Here is a 17079-nt window from a genome sequence, read left to right as displayed (position 1 = left end):
TCGTGGCAGCCCGGAATGTGCGAAGCGGGCATGCTCTTCCAGCGCGGCAGCCTGTTCCTCATCGGGCAATCCCTGCCAGCTGCGGCATATGGCGCGGTCCGCCACGCACGATCAGGCAAGCGGAAGCGCGTCCATGTAGCTGTTCGATGGGCGCTCCACCTTCTTCACGGTACGGACATCCAGGGCGACCTCGGCGGACCTCGTGCCCAGGGTGCCGCGGGGGTGCCAGGCGCCCGTCACCGACACCCAGGTGTCCGCTTTCGGCGCCGTGACCCCGTACACGCGCACCTTCACCGACTGGACGTCTGCGGCACAGCAGCTGATCAACAATCGGGTCAGATACCAGCGGTCGCCCTCCCCGGCCGGCGTCAGGAAGCCCGTCATCAGTACGGTCCTGCCCTTGATCGCCCGGGTGCGGTCCTGCTGCACACGGTTTGTGAAGTCGCGAAGGGTGATGGGGAGGGGCGAGGTCGCGGGCAGCGGGTTGAAGTCCTCGTCCCGTGCGTCCTGCGGTTCGACGACACTGGGCGATTCCCGGGCCGCCGTGTAGGCGCCGAGCGCCGGCGGGGCGTGGAAGAGGAGGCTGAGTGCGGGAAGGAAGAGCAGCCAGGCGACGTGGGGCGTCGGGTGCGCTTCGTGGGTTCGTGCGCTGCGGTACGCCGCCCTGGCCTCCGCCAGCCCCAGCGCCAGCAGGACGACCCCGGAGGCGATCAGCAGCGGGCGCATGCCCGGCTTTACATACCGCAGGAACACGTCGGTGAAGAGGGATGCCTGCAGCAGTCCGAGACCGCTGAGGACGAGCAGGAGCACCTGTACGGGCCGTTTCACAGCAGCATTCCTCCGATCAGCGCGCTGCACACGATGGCCACCACCGTCGTCGCGGCGGAGAAGCGGACCGCGAACGCCCGCCCGAACGTGCCAGCCTGCAGGGCGATCAGCTTTACGTCGACCATCGGGCCGACCACCATGAACGTCAGCCGCGCGACCGGCGAGAAACCGGACAGCGAGGCCGCCACGAACGCGTCCGCCTCCGAGCAGACCGCGAGCAGGATGGCCAGTGCCGCCAGGAAGAGCACCGACAGCCAGGCCGAGTCGGCGAACGTGTCGAGGGCCGAAGGAGGCACGGCGACGTTGAAGGTGGCTGCGGCCAGCGCGCCCAGCACCAGGAAGCCGCCGGCGTGGAGGAAGTCGTGCTGGAAGCCGCTGCGGAACTCCGTCCAGCGGCTGTGTCCGTGTTGGTGCCCGGTGTGCCGTACGGTCGGCCGCAGCCACTCCTCCTTGCCCAGCCACAGCCACAGCCAGCCCATCGCGGTGGCCGCAAGGAGCGAGGCGAGCAGCCGCGCCAGCACCATCTCGGGTCGGCCGGGGAAGGCGACGGCCGTGGCGGTCAGGACGATCGGGTTGACGGCCGGCGCCGACAGCAGGAACGCGAACGCGGCGGCGGGCGTGACCCCGCGTCCGATCAGGCTGTTCGCGACCGGCACCGACGCGCACTCACAACCCGGCAGAACCACCCCTGCGGCCCCGGCGACCGGGACCGCCAGTGCCGGCCGCTTCGGCAGCAGTCGGGTGAACACTGATGCCGGCACGAACGCGTTGATCGCCCCGGACAGCGCCGTGCCCAGCAGCAGGAATGGAACCGCCTGCACGATCACGGCCAGCGCGACCGTCCGCCAGGCCTGCATCACCGGCGTCTCCGCCGACCCCCCGACGAGGTAGAGCGCCGTACCGGGCAGCACGGCGGCACCCAGTAGCAGGAGCGGCCAGTGCCGCGGCCAGCCGGGACTTGCCTGCCCGGTAGGCGCCGAAGCCTCTTGAGCTCGAACTTGAGTCTCCTGCATCCCCACTCCGGCACATCACATGTCGTTCACAAGTGCGGATCAACATACCGGGCCCGGGCGCAGGGCCACGCACTGCTGCGGCCGTCTACCGGAGATGAGCGCACCAACTCGAATTGGACGGTCGAGATGGCCTGGAGTTTCAGTGCCCCGTCACGGTGGTGAGGGGGTCTTGCTCGTGCGCGCAGCTCTCGTCGAAACCGTAGGTGTCCCAGGCGGGGAAGGGGTCGGAAGCGGGCAGGGCTTCGCCTTCCTGCATGAGGCAACCGGTCAGGCTCGCCCGCAGCGGCTCCGCGTCCAGCTGGGTTCCGATGAAGACGAGTTCCTGGGCGTAAGGGCTGTCGGTGTCACGAGCGGAGGAAGGCTCGAAGCGCGCCACCGAACCGGCCTGCGACCACAGTCCCGTCACACGGGGTCGGCTGGCGAGGGTGAAGAAGCCTTTGGACCTGAGAACCTGCCCGTAGGCGCCGCTGTCCAATGCCTCCGTCACGAACGTCCACAACCGCCCGGGGTGGAAGGGTGTTCCGGAGCGGAAGACGGTCGAGGAGATGCCGTACTCCTCCGTCTCGGGAACGTGGTCACCGTTGAGTTCCCTGACCCACCCCGGGGCCTGTTGCGCTCGCTCCAGGTCGAAGCGGCCGGTACCCAGGACCTCGCCGACCGGTACACGGCCCCGTACGGCCGGCACCACGCGGGCGGCGGGGTTGAGCCGTGCCAAGGTGGCCCGCAGCCGGTCGGCGGACGCGGCGTCGACGAGATCGAGCTTGTTGAGGACCATGACGTCGGCGAACTCGATCTGGTCCATCAGCAGGTCGCTGACAGTGCGTTCGTCGTCCTCGTACTGGTCCAGGCCCCGTTCGACCAGTTCGTCACCTCCGGCCAGCTCGGGCAGGAAGTTGGCGGCGTCCACGACCGTGACCATCGTGTCCAGCCGGGCCAGTTCGCCGAGGGTGGCGCCGTCGTCGCGGGCGAAGGCGAAGGTGGCCGCCACCGGCATGGGTTCGGAGATACCGGAGGATTCGATGAGGAGGTAGTCGAAACGCCCCTCGCGCGCCAGTCGGTCCACTTCCTCCAGCAGGTCGTCGCGCAGGGTGCAGCAGATGCACCCGTTGGTCATCTCGACCAGACGTTCCTCGGTGCGGGACAGAGCGGCCTCGCCGCCGCGCACGAGGGCGGCGTCGATGTTGACCTCGCTCATGTCATTGACGATGACGGCGACGCGCAGACCCTCGCGATTACCGAGGACGTGGTTGAGCAGAGTGGTCTTTCCGGCACCGAGGAATCCCGACAGCACGGTGACGGGAAGGCGCCGCGAGGGGGCGTAGGTCATGCCGGGGTCAGCCTTCGGGGCGGAGCAGGCCACGCTCGTACGCCTTGGCCAGCCGCTGGGGGATGCGGTACGGCACGCCGTCCACCGTGAGCGTCACCAGCTGCGGCGTCGTGGCCTTCCATTGCGCGCGACGGTGCCGGGTGTTGCTGCGCGACATCTTGCGTTTGGGTACGGCCATGAGGACCTCCGGGTGCGATCGGCGAGCGAGGCAGACGATACATGAAAATGGATGTCATTACGATTGATGCCCTCGCGCACCCGGACGGATCCCGCGCGGTGCCCTCCCGTGGCGGTACCACGCCACTGTCCCGGATCGACGAGGGGCGCCGGACGGATCGAGCGAGGGTGCGCACCGGATGCTCGCGTCGACTCGGTACCCGTGCCCGACTCGCTAGCCGGCTGCGGCTACGGCGCGACCGCCCGCGCCCGGCTCGCCGAGCATCCGGACGTCGACATGATCGCCCTGACCGGCTCGGTCGCCAGCGGCCGCGCCGTGGCCCGGGCCGCCGCCGAGAGCCTCAAGCGCGTCCACCTCGAACTCGGCGGCAAGGCACCGGTGGTGATGTTCCCGGACGCCGATCTGGCCGCTGCGGCTTCGGGATTGCGCGTCGCGGGCTTCTGGAACTCGGGCCAGGAGTGCGGCGTCGCCTGTCGCGCACTGGTCCACGAGTCGGTCGCCGAGCGGTTCGTCGAGCAACTCGTCGACGAGGTGGAGGCGTTGGTCGTCGGCAAGCCGACCTGCGGCGAGGACGTGGAAGTCGGTCCCGTGGTCTCCAAGGCCATTTCGACTGCGTGTGCGGGTACTTGGAGCGCGCGAAGAAGGACGGCGTCCGAGTGGCGACCGGCGGGCAGTCTCTCGACGGCCCCGGCTACTTCATCGCCCCGACCGTCTCGACTGACGTGTCCGAAGGCACCGAGGTCGCCCGCGAGGAGATCTTCGGCCCGGTGATCACGGTCGAGACCTTCGCCGACGAGAGGAGGCGGTACGACGGGCCAACGACGTCCCGCTCGCTCTGTCGGCGTCGGTGTGGACGGAGAAAGCCCGCCTCAGTCACGACATCCCGGCGAGGCTCGACCTCGGGACCGTCTGGGTCAACTCCCGTCTGGTACTGGTCGGAGAGGTCCCCTGGGACGGCTTCAAGGGCTCCGGCTACGGCCGCGACCTGTCGGTCTACGCCCTGGACGACTACTCGCGGACCAAGCACGTCATGTACAACCACGGGTGCTGACACGGGAGCTGGGAAAGCCGGGTGGAAGGCGTGGAAGGCATGGCAGGATCACGGCCATGTCCCTCCGCGTTCCCCGCCTCCGGATCGGCTCGACCGAGATCATCGCCCTCGCCGACGGCGAGGGCCCGTTCTTCTCCCCGCGCGCCGAGGCCTTCCCCGAGGCCACGGCCGCTCAGTGGGCCGAGGCCGACCGCTACGATCCAGGCGCGGTCGACGCCGAGGGCCGCTGGCGGCTCCAGTTCCGCGCGTACGCGATACGCGGTGACAAAGGCCTCACCGTCGTGGACGCCGGGATCGGTCCGGCGGACAGCCCGGCCGGCTCGTGGGCGCCCGTGCCCGGTGCGCTCCCGAGTCCCTCGCCGCCGCGGGCATCGACCCGGCCGAGGTCGACACCGTGGTGCTCACACATCTGCACACCGACCACGTCGGGTGGGCGGTCGTGACCGAGGCGGCCGTCCCATCAGCGGGCGGCGCGGTGGACGGCAACGCTTCGGCCGGCGGTGCGACCAGCGGCCGCCGCCCTTATTTTCCGAACGCCGAATACCTGCTCCAGCGGGCCGAGTTCGACGCCCTCGACGCGCTCAACCCGCAGCTTCGTGAGACCCTCACCGATCCGCTCGCGGCCGCCGGCCGGCTCCGGCTCCTCGACGGGGACACACCGTTGCGCGCCGGGCGCGCGGTCGCCACGCCCGGTCACACGCCCGGACACCAGAGCGTGCTGGTCGCCGAGTGGCGCGAGCTGGCGCTCGTCACCGGCGACCTCCTGGTGCACGCGCTGCAGCTGCTCCACCCCGAGCTCGCCTACGCGCACGAGGCGGACCCTGAGGCGGCCAGGCACTCAAGGGAGCGCATGCTCGGCCGCGAAACCGCCACCACGCTCCACCTGGCGACGCCGCATTTGACGGAGCCGTTCCTCACGGCGTGATCGCGATCGTTCGGCGAGGGTCAGGCCGAGAGGCATGCAAACGCTCCCATCTCTCGGCGGTCTCGTCGTCGACGGGACTGAAGACTGTGGGGCGGGAGCCGCCTTTGGACTGGAGCTAGATCCGGTCCGCTGGACTGGAGCTACATCCGGTCCGCGAATCTCAGCTTCGAGGTTCAGCCCAACGGCCCGGGCGAAGCTGAACGCCGACGGGCTCGGCACGCTCGGCGAGAGCGAGCCCCTGAGAGTAGCCCCGCATGGGCAGGACCGGGGCGTGCAGGCGACTCGTGGGCGACCACGGGCAAGCGGCCATTGACCCGTTCAGCGAGCGGCGTCCAGGTCCACGGCCAGGTCCTCGGTCTCCGTCCAGAACCGTTCGTCCGCGTCCTGGAGCCGGGAGGCCGCGTGCTTCATGTGGGTCAGCGCGGCGGCGCGGGCCGCGTCCGGGTCGCCGGTGCCGATTGCCGCGAAGATGGCGTGGTGTTCCTTGCGCACCTCTTCGATGAAGTCGCCGCGGCGGGCCTCGTTGGCGCGAGTGACGCGGATGCCGCTGCGCATGACCTCGCCCAGGTACCGCATGGTCGAGACCATGACCGCGTTGCCGGTCGATTCGGCGATGGATCGGTGGAAGGCCAGGTCCTCCTCCACACCGTCACCGCCGGCCGCGACCGCAGCGTCGATCGCGTCCAGGGCCGCCCGCATACGGGAGAGGTCGTCGGCCGTGGCGCGGGTGGCCGCGAGGGACGCGGCCTCGCCTTCCATCGCGCGCCGCACTTCCACGATCTGCAGGACCTTGGACTTGGTGTCGGCGGCCTCGGCCTCCAGGTCGAGCGGCCTGGTGCGGCGCGGCAGGATGAACACGCCGCGGCCCTGGCGCGGCTCGACCAGGCCCGCGTTGCGGAGCCGGGACACGGCCTCGCGCACCACCGTACGGCTGACGCCGAGCTGCTTGACCAGCTCGACTTCCGTCGGCAGCTTGTCGCCCTCGGCCAGCCGTCCGGACTCGATTTCCTCCGCGAGGATCGCGGCGACCTGATCCGCGAGCCGGACGGGACCGCTCACCTTGGAAAACATGGTGTTCAGTCTATCGGCGCAGGCCCCGTCGAACTCGCCGCGAGCGGCTCGACGACCGCCTCCGGGTGCGCCTCGATGTAGTCGCGTACCACCGACTCGAAGCTCGGGTCGGGCTCCAGGCCGAGGGCGGCGGCGCGGGCGTTGTCGAACTCGGCGGGCCATGAGCCCACGATGGCCTCGACCGCCGGGTCGGGTGAGATCGTCACCAGGTCGGCGACCGAGTCCCCGGCGACCCGCCGCAGTGTGGCCAGTATGTCGGCGACGGACACCGTGAGCGCAGGCAGGTTCACCGGCAGCCCGCCGTCGATCCGGCCCGGACCGGAGCCCCGCTCGGCCTCGGCGATGCGCAGGATGCCCTCGACGGTGCGCCGCGGCGAGGCCAGGGCCACCCGCAGGGCGGGATCGACCGGGCAGGTCGCCGGCAGGCCCGCGAGTGGTTCGCGGACGATCCCGGACAGGAAGCCGGAGGCGGCCGCGTTCGGCTTCCCCGGCCGCACCGACACGGTCATCAGCCGGGCCACCCGCCCGTCGAGGAAACCGCGCCGCGTGTACTCGGCGACGAGTTGCTCGCAGAGCAGCTTCTGCGTCCCGTAGCTCGACCGTGGGGTCGGCAGCGTCGCCTCGCTGACCACCCGCGGCAGCGGCAGCGTCGGGTCGGAGCCGTACACCGCGACGCTGCTGGAGAACACGACGCGTACCGTCGGCCCACCGGTGGCCGACTGCGCCCGCGCGGCGTCGAGCAGCGCCCTGGTCGTGTCCAGGTTGGCGCCCATCCCGAGGTCGAAGTCGGCCTCGCACTCGGCCGAGACCGCGGAGGCGAGATGGATCAGCACGTCCACCGGCTCCGCGAACACCTCGCCGATCCGGTCGGCCAGATCGCCCTGCACGATGTCGACCAATGGGTCGGCCGCTTCGGGCGCCTCCAGCGGGACGAACCGGTCGGCGAGGACGAGCCGGTCGACGGGCGCCCCGCGGAACGCCCGGCGCTCCAGCAGCGCGGCGGCGACCCGGCGGCCCAGGAAGCCGAAGCCACCTGTGATGACGATCCTCATGCGGTTTCTTCTCCTCGGAATCCTCGGACGTGCAGGTTGTTCTTCAACCAGCCGAGCCCTTCGCTCGTACCGGCCCGGGGGCGGTACTCGCAGCCGATCCAGCCGTCGAAGCCCAGCTCGTCGATGACGGCGAACAGATGGTCGATGGCGAGTTCGCCCTGGTCGGGCTCATGGCGGTCGGGCACGCCCGCGATCTGCAGATGGCCGACCCGGCCGGTCGGCAGGTCCCGGCGCAGGGTCGTGGTGAGGTCACCCTCGACGATCTGGCAGTGATAGAGGTCGAGCTGCACCTTGAGATTCGGCGCGCCCACCGACTGGACCACGGCGTGCGCCTCGGCCTGCCGGCTCAGGAAGTAGCCGGGCATGTCACGGCCGTTGATCGGCTCGATCAGGATGTCGACGCCGACCGCGGCGGCCTTCTCGGCGGCCCAGGTGAGATTGGCCAGGTACGTGTCCCGGGCCGCGGGCACGGCGTCGGGCCCGACCAGTCCGGCCATCACGTGCACCCGGGGGCTGCCGAGGGCCGCCGCGTACTCCAGGGCCCGTTCGATCCCGGAGCGGGTCTCGGCCTCGCGCCCGGGCAGCGCCGCGGTGCCGCGCTCGCCGGCGTCCCAGGCGCCGGGCGGTGCGTTGAAGAGGACCTGGCGCAGGCCGTTCTCGTCGAGCAGGCGGCGCAGTTCGGCGGCCTCGTAGGCGTACGGGAAGAGGTACTCGACGGCCTCGAAGCCGTCCGCCGAGGCCGCGGCGAAACGGTCGGGGAACTCGTGCTCGGTGTACATCATCGACAGGTTCGCGGCGAACCTCGGCATGGTGTGGCTCCTCGGTCGGGCCGGCGGTTGACGATCCGGCCCGGCTAGCGGTTGACGATCTGCTTCTTCGTGGTGAGGACAGCGCCCGCGCCGACGACGAGGCTGAGCGCCAGCACGTACATCGGGAGCTCGGTCGAACCGGTCGCGTCCTTGAGGGCGCCGATCATGTACGGGCTGACGAAGCCGGCCAGGTTGCCCACCGAGTTGATGACGGCGAGACCGGCCGCCGCGGCGGTGCCGCCCAGGAACGCGGTCGGCAACGACCAGAACAGCGGGGCACAGGTCAGCACACCGGCCGCGGCGAAGGACAGGGCGGCCAGGGACAGTGCGGTCGACCCGGACCAGCTCGCCGCGAGCGAGAAGCCGACGGCGCCCATCAGCGACGGGATCACCAGGTGCCAGCGGCGCTCACGGAGCTTGTCCGCGGACCGCCCGAACACGTTCATCGCGACGAGCGCGGCAAGGAACGGCACGGCGCTCAGCACACCGATCGCGAGGCTGCCCTCGATGCCGGTGGACTGGACGAAGGTGGGCATCCAGAAGGTCAGGGCGTACTGGCCCATCACGAAGCAGAAGTAGATGAGGCACATCAGCCACACCTTGGGCTCGCGGAAGGCGTCCCACACCTTGCCGTGCACGGTCTGGTGCGCGGCGTCCTCGGCGATCGCCCGCGAGACGATGCCTTTCTCCTCGTCGCTGAGCCACTTCGCGTCGCGCACTCCGTTGTCGAGGTAGAACAGCGTCGCCACACCGATGATCAGCGCCGGGATGGCCTCCAGCAGGAACATCCACTGCCAGCCCTGCCAGCCGTTCACGCCCTGGAAACGGTCCATGATCCAGCCGGAGAGAGGGTTGCCGAAGATGCCGGCGACCGGGATCGCGGACATGAACAGCGCGATCACCCGGGCCCGCCGGTGCGAGGGGAACCAGTAGGTGCAGTAGAGGATCACGCCCGGGTAGAAGCCGGCTTCCGCGGCACCGAGGAGGAACCGGAGCACGTAGAACGTGGTCTCGCTGTTGACGAACATGAACGACGCCGAGACCAGGCCCCAGGTGATCATGATCCGGGCGATCCAGGTACGGGCGCCGATGCGCTGCAGCATCAGGTTCGACGGCACCTCGAAGAGGAAGTAGCCGATGAAGAACAGACCGGCGCCCAGGCCGTACGCGGCCTCGCTGAACCCGAGGTCGTCCGACATCTGCAGCTTGGCGAAGCCGACGTTGACGCGGTCCAGGTACGAGAAGACGTAGCAGAGGATCAGGAAGGGGACGATGCGTCGTACGACCTTGCGGAAGACGGCGTTCTCACGGGCGAGGTCGGGGGTGGCCTCGTCCGTCGTCGCAGACAGGGACATGGAGCAATCCTTCGTAAGCGGCTCAGGGGATTCTCTGACGGGGTGGGGGCTGGTCACCACGCTGCTCGGAACGTGGACCTCAGTTCGTCGATCGCGTGACGGGGCAGTGGCTCAGGGCGACGATCGGTCATCAGCCAGAGACGGGCCGTCTCCTCGAGTTCCTCGAGGACGGTGAGGGCGGTGGCCGGGTCGGGACCCCAGACGACGGGGCCCAGACGTTCCAGCAGCACGGCCCTGATCGGGGTGCCGTCCGCCGCCCGGTCGGCGATCCGGGCGGTCACCAGGTCGGCCACGCGCGGATCGCCGGGCCGGTGGTAGGGGACGAGCGGAACGTGCCCCACCTTCATCACGTAGTACGGCGTGATGGGCGGGAGCACGTCGTCCTGGTGCCACACACCGGCCAGGGTGAGCCCGACCAGGTGCGTGGAGTGGGTGTGGATGACGAACCGGGCCGTGGGGTCGGCCTCGTAGATGCGCCGGTGCAGCGCGAGGGTCTTGCTGGCGCGGTCGCCCGCCACCTGCTCACCGGAGGCGTCGACCAGCGCGAGCCGGTCGGGGTCGAGGAAGCCGAGGGCGGCGTCGGTGGGCGTGATCAGGTGGCTGTCGCCGACCCGCGCGCTGATGTTTCCGGCGCTGGCGTGCACGTATCCCCGGGCGAACAGGCTGGTGCCGACCCGGACGATCTCGCGGCGCGCGGCGTCCACGGTGGTGTCCGGTGTGGTGTCCGTGGTCAAGTCGGCGGTCACGACGCCTCCCCGTCCAGGAGGGCCAGCGCGTCTGTGAAGAAGTCGGGGCCGCCGAAGTTGCCGGACTTGAGGGTGATGTGGAGGGTGTCGCCGCCGGGCAGCGTCGCCGCGCACCACGGCACCCCGGGTGCGATCTGCGGTCCGATACGGAGCCGGGTGATGCCGAGCGCCTGGACGACGGCGCCCGAGGTCTCGCCGCCCGCGACGACGAGCCGGCGGACCCCGCGGTCCACGAGGCCCCGCGCCACGCGGGCCAGTGTCCGCTCCACCAGCTCACCGGCCTCGGCGGCACCGAGCCGGCCCTGGACGGCCCGTACCGCATCGGGTGCCTCGGTGGAGTAGACGAGGACCGGCCCGTCCGCGAGGTGCGCATCGGCGAAGGCGAGCGCCTGCCCGGCCACGTCCTCACCGGCCGCGATCCGCAGGGGGCCCACGCTGTAGGCGGGCCGTCCGGTGCGCAGGAACTCCAGCACCTGCCCGTTCGTGGCGTCGGACACCGAGCCGGAGACGACGGCGGCATGCCCGTCGGCCGACGGCAGTTGCGCGGCCGCGGCGGACGGCTCGAAGCCCCAGTTCGCGGGCAGCCCGATCGCGAGTCCGGAACCGGCTGTCACCAGCGGCAGGTCCCGTACGGCCTCGCCCAGCCGCACGAGGTCGTCGTTGGACACGGCGTCGACGATCGCGACCCCGACACCCTCCTTGCGCAACTCGTCGAACCGGGTCCGGACGGCATCGCCGCCGCCCGCGACGACAGTGTGGTCGACGAGACCGACGGGCCGCCCGGTCTGCGCCCGCAGTACGGACACGAGGTTGGAATCGGTCATCGGCGTGAGCGGATGGTGCCGCATCCCGCTGTCGCTGAGCAGCACGTCACCGACGAAGAGATGGCCCTTGAAGACAGTGCGGCCGTTGTCGGGGAACGCCGGAGTGGCGATCGTGAAGTCCGCGCCCAGGGCGTCCATCAGCGCCTCGGTGACCGGGCCGATGTTGCCCGCGGGGGTGGAGTCGAAGGTGGAGCAGTACTTGAAGTAGATCTGCTCGGCGCCGGCGGACCGCAGCCAGGCGAGGGCCCGGAGTGAGGCGTCGACGGCGTCGGACGCGGGGGTCGTCCGCGACTTGAGGGCGATGACGACGGCGTCGGCGTCGATGGCCTGGCCGTCGATCCGGTCCTCCGGTACGTCGATCAGCTGGACGACGCGCATGCCCGCACGCACGAGGTTGTTCGCGAGGTCGGTGGCGCCGGTGAAGTCGTCGGCGAGGCAGCCGAGTCGGATTCCCATGTCAGCCCTCCGCCTTGGGCAGGTCCGTCGGATCCGGGAGGCAGGCCGGCTTCGGCAGGTCCACGCCCGGGAAGATCTTGATCACCGCGCTGTCGTCCTCGCCGCCGAGCCCGGAAGCCGAGGCCTGCAGGAACATCTGGTGCGCGGTGGAGGCGAGGGGGAGCGGGAACCTGTCGGGTCGCGCGGCGTCGAGCACCAGCCCGAGGTCCTTGACGAAGATGTCGACTGCGGACAGCGGTGTGTAATCCCCGGCGAGCACATGCGCCATGCGGTTCTCGAACATCCAGGAGTTGCCCGCGCTGTGCGTGATGACCTCGTACAGGGCTTCGGCCGGGACCCCGGCCTTGATGCCGAGGGCCATCGCCTCGGCCGCCGCCGCGATGTGCACGCCCGCGAGGAGCTGATTCACGATCTTGACCTTGGAGCCGAGCCCGGCCCGCTCGCCGAGCCGGTAGACCGTGCTGCTCATGGCCTCCAGGACCGGGTCGGCGAGTGCGTACGCGGCGGGGGAGCCGGAGGTCATCATCGTGAGCTCACCGGCGGCCGCGCGGACGGCGCCGCCGGAGATGGGGGCGTCCAGGTACAGCACGCCCTTCTCGGCCAGCCGCCCCTCCAGCTCCGCGGACCAGCCGGGGTCGACCGTTGAGCACATCACGTAGACGGCACCCGGGCGGAGTCGGTCGGCGGCGCCTTCGGGGCCGAACAGCACGGCCTCGACCTGCGCGGCGTTGACCACGACGCCGACGAGGACGTCCGTCTCGGCGGCGAGGGCGGCGGGGGAGGCGTACGCGGTGCCGCCGCCCCGGGCGAAGTCCGCGGCCACCTGCGGTCGGAGGTCGTGGACCCCCACCTCGTGGCCCGCGCCGCGCAGGCTGCGTGCCATACCGAGACCCATGGCCCCGAGCCCCACCACGCCCACGCGCGGCCGTGCCGACCTGTCTGGCCTCTGCTGGTCGTTCATGCCCATCCTCGTCCTGCTGTGCGGCTCTCTCACCGGGCGCGGCCGGTCTCGTACCGCGCGCGGCGTTGCTTGCTCGCCCCGGTCGTGCGGCGATCGGGTCATATGATGACCTGAGGATGGACTTCCTGCATACTGTGATGCCGGTCACATGAATGCGGGATCGCGGTCGGGGTCCTGAGGCAGGGCGGGCACGGGCGCCTGTGCCTCGTCGACCAGGGCGCATCAGACGGACGTCCGTACGGGGACACAAACCTCGACGTGGACACTCCGCTGGTTCGGGAAGCCGAAAGGAATAGCCCCGCGCGGCCGTCGCTGCGGCGCAGATAACGTGCGCGAATGAAGCGGATTCAGCGGGCCGCCGGCGTGGTCGTCGGCTCAGCGGTGGGTGACGCCCTGGGCGGCCCTTTCGAGTTCGGTCCCCAGGGAGCGTTCTCTGCGCGGTTTCCCGCGCCTGGTGCCGGTGGCGAGATGTGCGGAGGTGGTGGCTGGGACCCCGGCGAGGCCACTGACGACACGCAGATGGCCGTCCTCGTCGCGGAGTCCCTGCTGGAGCGGGGCGGACTGGATCTGCCGGACATCTTCGCCCGCTTCCAGCTGTGGGCGGCATCAGAACCCAAGGACATCGGTTTGCAGACCGAAGACGTCCTCACCAACGGCATGCCCTGGGACCTCGCCGCCGCGATCCATTTCCAGGTCAACCAGCGAGCAGCGGGAAACGGCTCCTTGATGCGGGCATCGACCTCCGCGGTCCACTTCGCGCCCGCCGGCCAAGAAGGCACCATGGACGCGGCCCACCGCATCGCTGCCCTCACCCACGGTGACCGCGCGGCCTGGGAAGGCACCGCGATATTCCACGAACTCATCCGCGTCACGTTCGAGGACACCCACCCCCTCACCGCGCTCCCGGACATCCTGGCTCTCGTCCACCCTGACCACCACGCCCGCTACGCCAGGGTCCTCGCGCCCGACTGGCACCCCGATCAGGCGACCGAGTTCAACGGTGCCGTCTGGCCCTGCCTGGGCTCAGCCGTCTGGGCCCTGCGCACCACCACCAGCTTCGAGGGCGCGATACGCGCGGCGATCGACCTCGGCGGTGACACGGACACCGTCGCCGCGGTGACCGGCGGCCTCGCAGGGGCGTACTACGGGCTGGATGCGATCCCCGCCCGCTGGACCCAGCCGCTCCATGTCCCCCTCCCAGGGTCCGACGGGCGGGTGCTGCACCTGGCAGATCTGCTCCGCCTCGCACACCGCCTCGGAGGCTGAACAGCTCGGTCTCCACGCTCACGCTGCCCGAGGAGCTCGAATGCGCCCGGGTGCGGGAGGGCCGCAGCGTCTCCTGGCTGGCGACGGCACCTGCGGTCGCGGCGGCATCACCGAGGCGCTGCTGGGGTCGGTGAGCCTGACCGTCGCCGGGCACGCGCATTGCCCGATGGCCGTCGTCGGCGACAGCGACGACAACCGGGTCCGGCTAGGTCCGACTGGGAACGCACAGCCGCATCGTGGTCGGCGTCGGCGGGAGCCCAGCGGCGTCGGCGGTGTGTTTCGCCGCAACCGAGGCGCGGCGGCGGGGGGCGGTCCTGGACGCGGTACGGGCCTGGCGGTGCCTCTCACACGAGACCACCGACGACCCTGTGATCGCCGGGGAACCTGCCCGCATGCATGAGAGCAGGCGGTGGAGGTACTGGAAGCGGTGGAGGTACTGGAAAAGGCGCCGCGCGACGTTCTCCGCCGATGTCGAAACTGACCGGCCTGCGGTCCAGGGCATCACCTGGAACTTCGCGGACGCCTCGCACGGTGCCCCAGCCTCCTGATCGTGGGCGCCGAGCGTCACCACCGACACTTCAGGCTTCAGTTGGGCCGGGTGGCCTACGGAGTGCTGTACCACTCGGCCTGTCCGGTCGCCATCGTGCCCGAGCGGGGGTGAGCATTCGGGCAGGACGCCCTGCTCGACAGGGTCGCCGTCCTGCGGCTGACCCTTCCAGTTTCACGGCCCTGTGACCTGAATCGACGAATTCCGGAGTCTCCGTATGTCCAAGGTGGAACACCAGAACGCCACGGCACTTTCCGACGGCGAACTGCGTACGCTCGATGCCCACTGGCGGGCCGCCAACTACCTTGCCGCGGGACAGATCTATTTGATGTCGAACCCGCTGCTGACCGAGCCCCTGAAGCCGGAGCACATCAAGCCCCGGCTGCTGGGCCACTGGGGCACCTCGCCCGGGCTGAACCTCGTGTACACCCACCTCAACCGGGTCATCAAGGCGCGCGGGCTGGACGCGCTGTGCGTGTGGGGCCCCGGGCACGGCGGTCCGTCCGTACTCGCCGGCTCGTGGCTGGACGGCAGCTACAGCGAGATCTACCCGGACGTGTCGCGCGACGCGGAGGGGATGGAGCTGCTGTTCCGGCAGTTCTCCTTCCCGGGGGGTGTGCCGAGCCATGTGGCGCCGGAGGTGCCAGGGTCCATCCATGAAGGCGGCGAGCTCGGCTACTCGCTCGCCCACGCCTACGGCGCCGCCTTCGACAACCCGGACCTGCTCGTCGCATGCGTCATCGGCGACGGCGAGGCGGAGACCGGACCGCTGGCCGCTTCCTGGCACTCGAACAAGTTCCTCGACCCGGTCCACGACGGCGCGGTCCTGCCCATCCTGCACCTCAACGGTTACAAGATCGCCAACCCGACCGTGCTGTCCCGCCTGCCGGAGCCCGAACTCGACGCGCTGCTTCGGGGATACGGCCACGAGCCAATCCATGTCACCGGCGACGATCCCGCCGCCGTCCACCGGGCGATGGCCCAAGCCTTCGACGAAGCGCTGAACTGCATCACCCTGATGCAGCGCTCCGCCCGCGAGGGCGGCGTCGCCGAGCGCGTGCACTGGCCGGTGATCGTGCTGCGCACGCCGAAGGGCTGGACCGGCCCTGCCGAGGTCGACGGCCTGCCGGTGGAAGGAACCTGGCGGGCCCACCAGGTCCCGCTCGCGGGCGTACGGGAAAACCCGGAGCATCTACGGCAGTTGGAGGCATGGCTGCGCTCGTACCGGCCTGAGGAACTGTTCCACCCGGACGGCCGACCCGCCGCCGACGTCCTTGCCTGCGTTCCCGACGGTTCCAGGCGCCTGGGCGCCACCGCGTACGCCAACGGCGGCCTCCTCCTACGAGACCTGCCCATCCGGCCGCTGGACGCCTTCGCCGTGCCCGTCGACAAGCCCGGAACGACCCTCCACGAACCGACCCGGGTCCTCGGCGACCTCCTCGAGCAGGTCATGAAGGACACCGCACACCGACGCGACTTCCGCGTCGTCGGCCCGGACGAGACCGCCTCCAACCGGCTCCAGGCCGTCTTCGACGCCAGCGGCAAGGCCTGGCAGGCGCAGACCCTTCCGGTCGACGAGCACCTGGACCGGCACGGCCGGGTGATGGAGATCCTCTCCGAACACCTCTGCCAGGGCTGGCTGGAGGGCTACCTCCTCACCGGCCGGCACGGACTGTTCTCCTGCTACGAAGCCTTCGTGCACATCGTCGACTCGATGGTCAACCAGCACATCAAGTGGCTGAAGACCTCGAGGGAGCTTCCGTGGCGCGCCCCCATCGCCTCCCTCAACTACCTGCTCACCTCGCACGTGTGGCGGCAGGACCACAACGGCTTCTCCCACCAGGATCCCGGGTTCGTCGACCACGTCCTCAACAAGAGCCCCGGGGTCGTGCGGGTGTATCTGCCGCCGGACGCCAACACCCTCCTGTCCGTCGCCGACCACGCGCTGCGCAGCCGCGACTACGTCAACGTGATCGTGGCCGGCAAGCAGCCCTGCTTCGACTGGCTGTCCATGGACGCCGCCCGCGCCCACTGCGCCCGCGGCGCCGGCATCTGGGACTGGGCCGGCACGGAGAACGGCGCCGAACCGGACGTCGTCCTCGCCTGCGCCGGCGACGTGCCCACCCAGGAGGTCCTGGCCGCCGCCCAACTGCTCCGGCGTCACCTGCCCCAACTCGCCGTGCGCGTGGTCAACGTCGTCGACATGACCCGGCTGCTGCCGCGCGAGGAGCACCCGCACGGCATGACCGAGTTCGAGTACGACGGCCTGTTCACCACCGACAAGCCGGTGATCTTCGCCTACCACGGCTACCCGTGGCTGATCCACCGCCTCGCCTACCGCCGCACCGGCCACCCGAACCTGCACGTACGTGGTTACAAGGAGTCCGGCACCACGACCACGCCGTTCGACATGGTGGTCCGCAACGACCTCGACCGATACCGCCTGGTCATGGACGTCATCGACCGCGTCCCCGGCCTCGCCGTCCGTGCCGCCGCCGTACGCCAGTCGATGGCCGACGCCCGTACCCGCCACCACGCCTGGATCCGCGAACACGGCACCGACCTGCCCGAGGTCGCCGACTGGACCTGGAACTCCTGATTTAGCCGGCTCCTGGGCGGAGTTCGCCCACCAGGACCGTTCGCTTCGGCATCAACTGCTTCGGGCGCAGT

Annotated in this window: 15 protein-coding genes and 3 pseudogenes; 7 read left to right on the top strand and 11 right to left on the bottom strand. The window is 70.4% G+C overall.

All coding sequences use genetic code 11. The features are described from left to right. Window positions 1-111: 111 nt before the first annotated feature. The 4 genes from OHT51_RS02010 to rpmF all read right to left on the bottom strand — a co-directional run bounded on the left by OHT51_RS02010 (window position 112) and on the right by rpmF (window position 3346). Window positions 112-828, bottom strand: coding sequence for a TIGR03943 family putative permease subunit (locus tag OHT51_RS02010; RefSeq protein WP_328877119.1), 717 nt, complete (start codon window positions 826-828; stop codon window positions 112-114). Then, complete coding sequence (locus OHT51_RS02005; RefSeq protein ID WP_328877118.1) at window positions 825-1841, bottom strand: permease; 1017 nt, start codon at window positions 1839-1841, stop codon at window positions 825-827. Before OHT51_RS02005 ends, OHT51_RS02010 begins: the two co-directional genes overlap by 4 nt. A 139-nt stretch (window positions 1842-1980) precedes the next feature. Beyond that, on the bottom strand, window positions 1981-3168 hold the full coding sequence (locus OHT51_RS02000) for a GTP-binding protein (protein WP_328877117.1): 1188 nt from the start codon (window positions 3166-3168) through the stop codon (window positions 1981-1983). A 7-nt stretch (window positions 3169-3175) separates the two neighbouring features. Further along, window positions 3176-3346 carry a 50S ribosomal protein L32 gene (gene rpmF / locus OHT51_RS01995; RefSeq protein ID WP_328877116.1) on the bottom strand — a complete coding sequence of 57 codons (171 nt, stop codon included), beginning with the start codon at window positions 3344-3346 and terminating at the stop codon, window positions 3176-3178. 51 nt (window positions 3347-3397) lie between these two features. Here rpmF and OHT51_RS43290 point away from each other — a divergent pair. Both OHT51_RS43290 and OHT51_RS01975 read left to right on the top strand, forming a co-directional pair. Next, window positions 3398-4397 (top strand): annotated as a pseudogene (locus tag OHT51_RS43290) (aldehyde dehydrogenase family protein). Window positions 4398-4453: 56 nt separating this feature from the next. After that, window positions 4454-5322 (top strand): annotated as a pseudogene (locus OHT51_RS01975) (MBL fold metallo-hydrolase). Between the two features lie 318 nt (window positions 5323-5640). Here OHT51_RS01975 and OHT51_RS01970 read toward each other — a convergent pair. Genes OHT51_RS01970 through ltnD form a run of 7 tightly spaced genes read right to left on the bottom strand, consistent with a single transcriptional unit; the run spans window position 5641 to window position 12602 of the window. Continuing rightward, window positions 5641-6393, bottom strand: a complete 753-nt coding sequence (locus OHT51_RS01970; RefSeq protein ID WP_328877114.1) for a FadR/GntR family transcriptional regulator — start codon at window positions 6391-6393, stop codon at window positions 5641-5643. A gap of 5 nt (window positions 6394-6398) precedes the next feature. Continuing rightward, window positions 6399-7445, bottom strand: coding sequence for a D-erythronate dehydrogenase (gene denD, locus OHT51_RS01965; protein ID WP_328877113.1), 1047 nt, complete (start codon window positions 7443-7445; stop codon window positions 6399-6401). Beyond that, on the bottom strand, window positions 7442-8254 hold the full coding sequence (gene otnI / locus OHT51_RS01960) for a 2-oxo-tetronate isomerase (protein ID WP_328877112.1): 813 nt from the start codon (window positions 8252-8254) through the stop codon (window positions 7442-7444). The genes denD and otnI overlap by 4 nt, the downstream gene beginning before the upstream one ends. 44 nt (window positions 8255-8298) lie before the next feature. Next, window positions 8299-9609: an MFS transporter gene (locus OHT51_RS01955; protein ID WP_328877111.1), complete on the bottom strand. Its 1311-nt coding sequence runs from the start codon at window positions 9607-9609 to the stop codon at window positions 8299-8301. Between the two features lie 53 nt (window positions 9610-9662). After that, window positions 9663-10355, bottom strand: coding sequence for a class II aldolase/adducin family protein (locus tag OHT51_RS01950; RefSeq protein ID WP_328877110.1), 693 nt, complete (start codon window positions 10353-10355; stop codon window positions 9663-9665). Further along, on the bottom strand, window positions 10352-11635 hold the full coding sequence (otnK, locus tag OHT51_RS01945; protein ID WP_328877109.1) for a 3-oxo-tetronate kinase: 1284 nt from the start codon (window positions 11633-11635) through the stop codon (window positions 10352-10354). Before otnK ends, OHT51_RS01950 begins: the two co-directional genes overlap by 4 nt. Window position 11636: 1 nt before the next feature. Then, window positions 11637-12602, bottom strand: a complete 966-nt coding sequence (gene ltnD / locus OHT51_RS01940) for an L-threonate dehydrogenase (RefSeq protein ID WP_443052382.1) — start codon at window positions 12600-12602, stop codon at window positions 11637-11639. Window positions 12603-12932: 330 nt separating this feature from the next. Between ltnD and OHT51_RS01935 the strand changes: the two genes are divergently transcribed. From OHT51_RS01935 to OHT51_RS01920, 5 genes and pseudogenes are all read left to right on the top strand, one after another. After that, window positions 12933-13862 (top strand): ADP-ribosylglycohydrolase family protein, encoded by a 930-nt coding sequence (locus tag OHT51_RS01935; RefSeq protein WP_328877107.1) that lies wholly within the window; start codon window positions 12933-12935, stop codon window positions 13860-13862. Next, window positions 13750-13998: pseudogene (locus tag OHT51_RS43285) on the top strand (hypothetical protein); the annotation flags it as partial. The gene OHT51_RS01935 and the pseudogene OHT51_RS43285, both read left to right, overlap by 113 nt. Before the next feature lie 100 nt (window positions 13999-14098). Further along, window positions 14099-14410: a hypothetical protein gene (locus OHT51_RS01930; protein ID WP_328877106.1), complete on the top strand. Its 312-nt coding sequence runs from the start codon at window positions 14099-14101 to the stop codon at window positions 14408-14410. Between the two features lie 2 nt (window positions 14411-14412). Next, window positions 14413-14523 (top strand): hypothetical protein, encoded by a 111-nt coding sequence (locus OHT51_RS01925; protein WP_328877105.1) that lies wholly within the window; start codon window positions 14413-14415, stop codon window positions 14521-14523. Window positions 14524-14626: 103 nt separating this feature from the next. Next, window positions 14627-17008 (top strand): phosphoketolase family protein, encoded by a 2382-nt coding sequence (locus tag OHT51_RS01920; protein ID WP_328877104.1) that lies wholly within the window; start codon window positions 14627-14629, stop codon window positions 17006-17008. Window positions 17009-17079: the final 71 nt, after the last annotated feature.

Source organism: Streptomyces sp. NBC_00299 (genome assembly GCF_036173045.1).
GTDB classification, from domain to species: Bacteria; Actinomycetota; Actinomycetes; order Streptomycetales; family Streptomycetaceae; genus Streptomyces; species Streptomyces machairae.
Note: the sequence above shows the minus strand (reverse complement) of the source record. Positions and strands in the feature narration are given on the sequence as shown.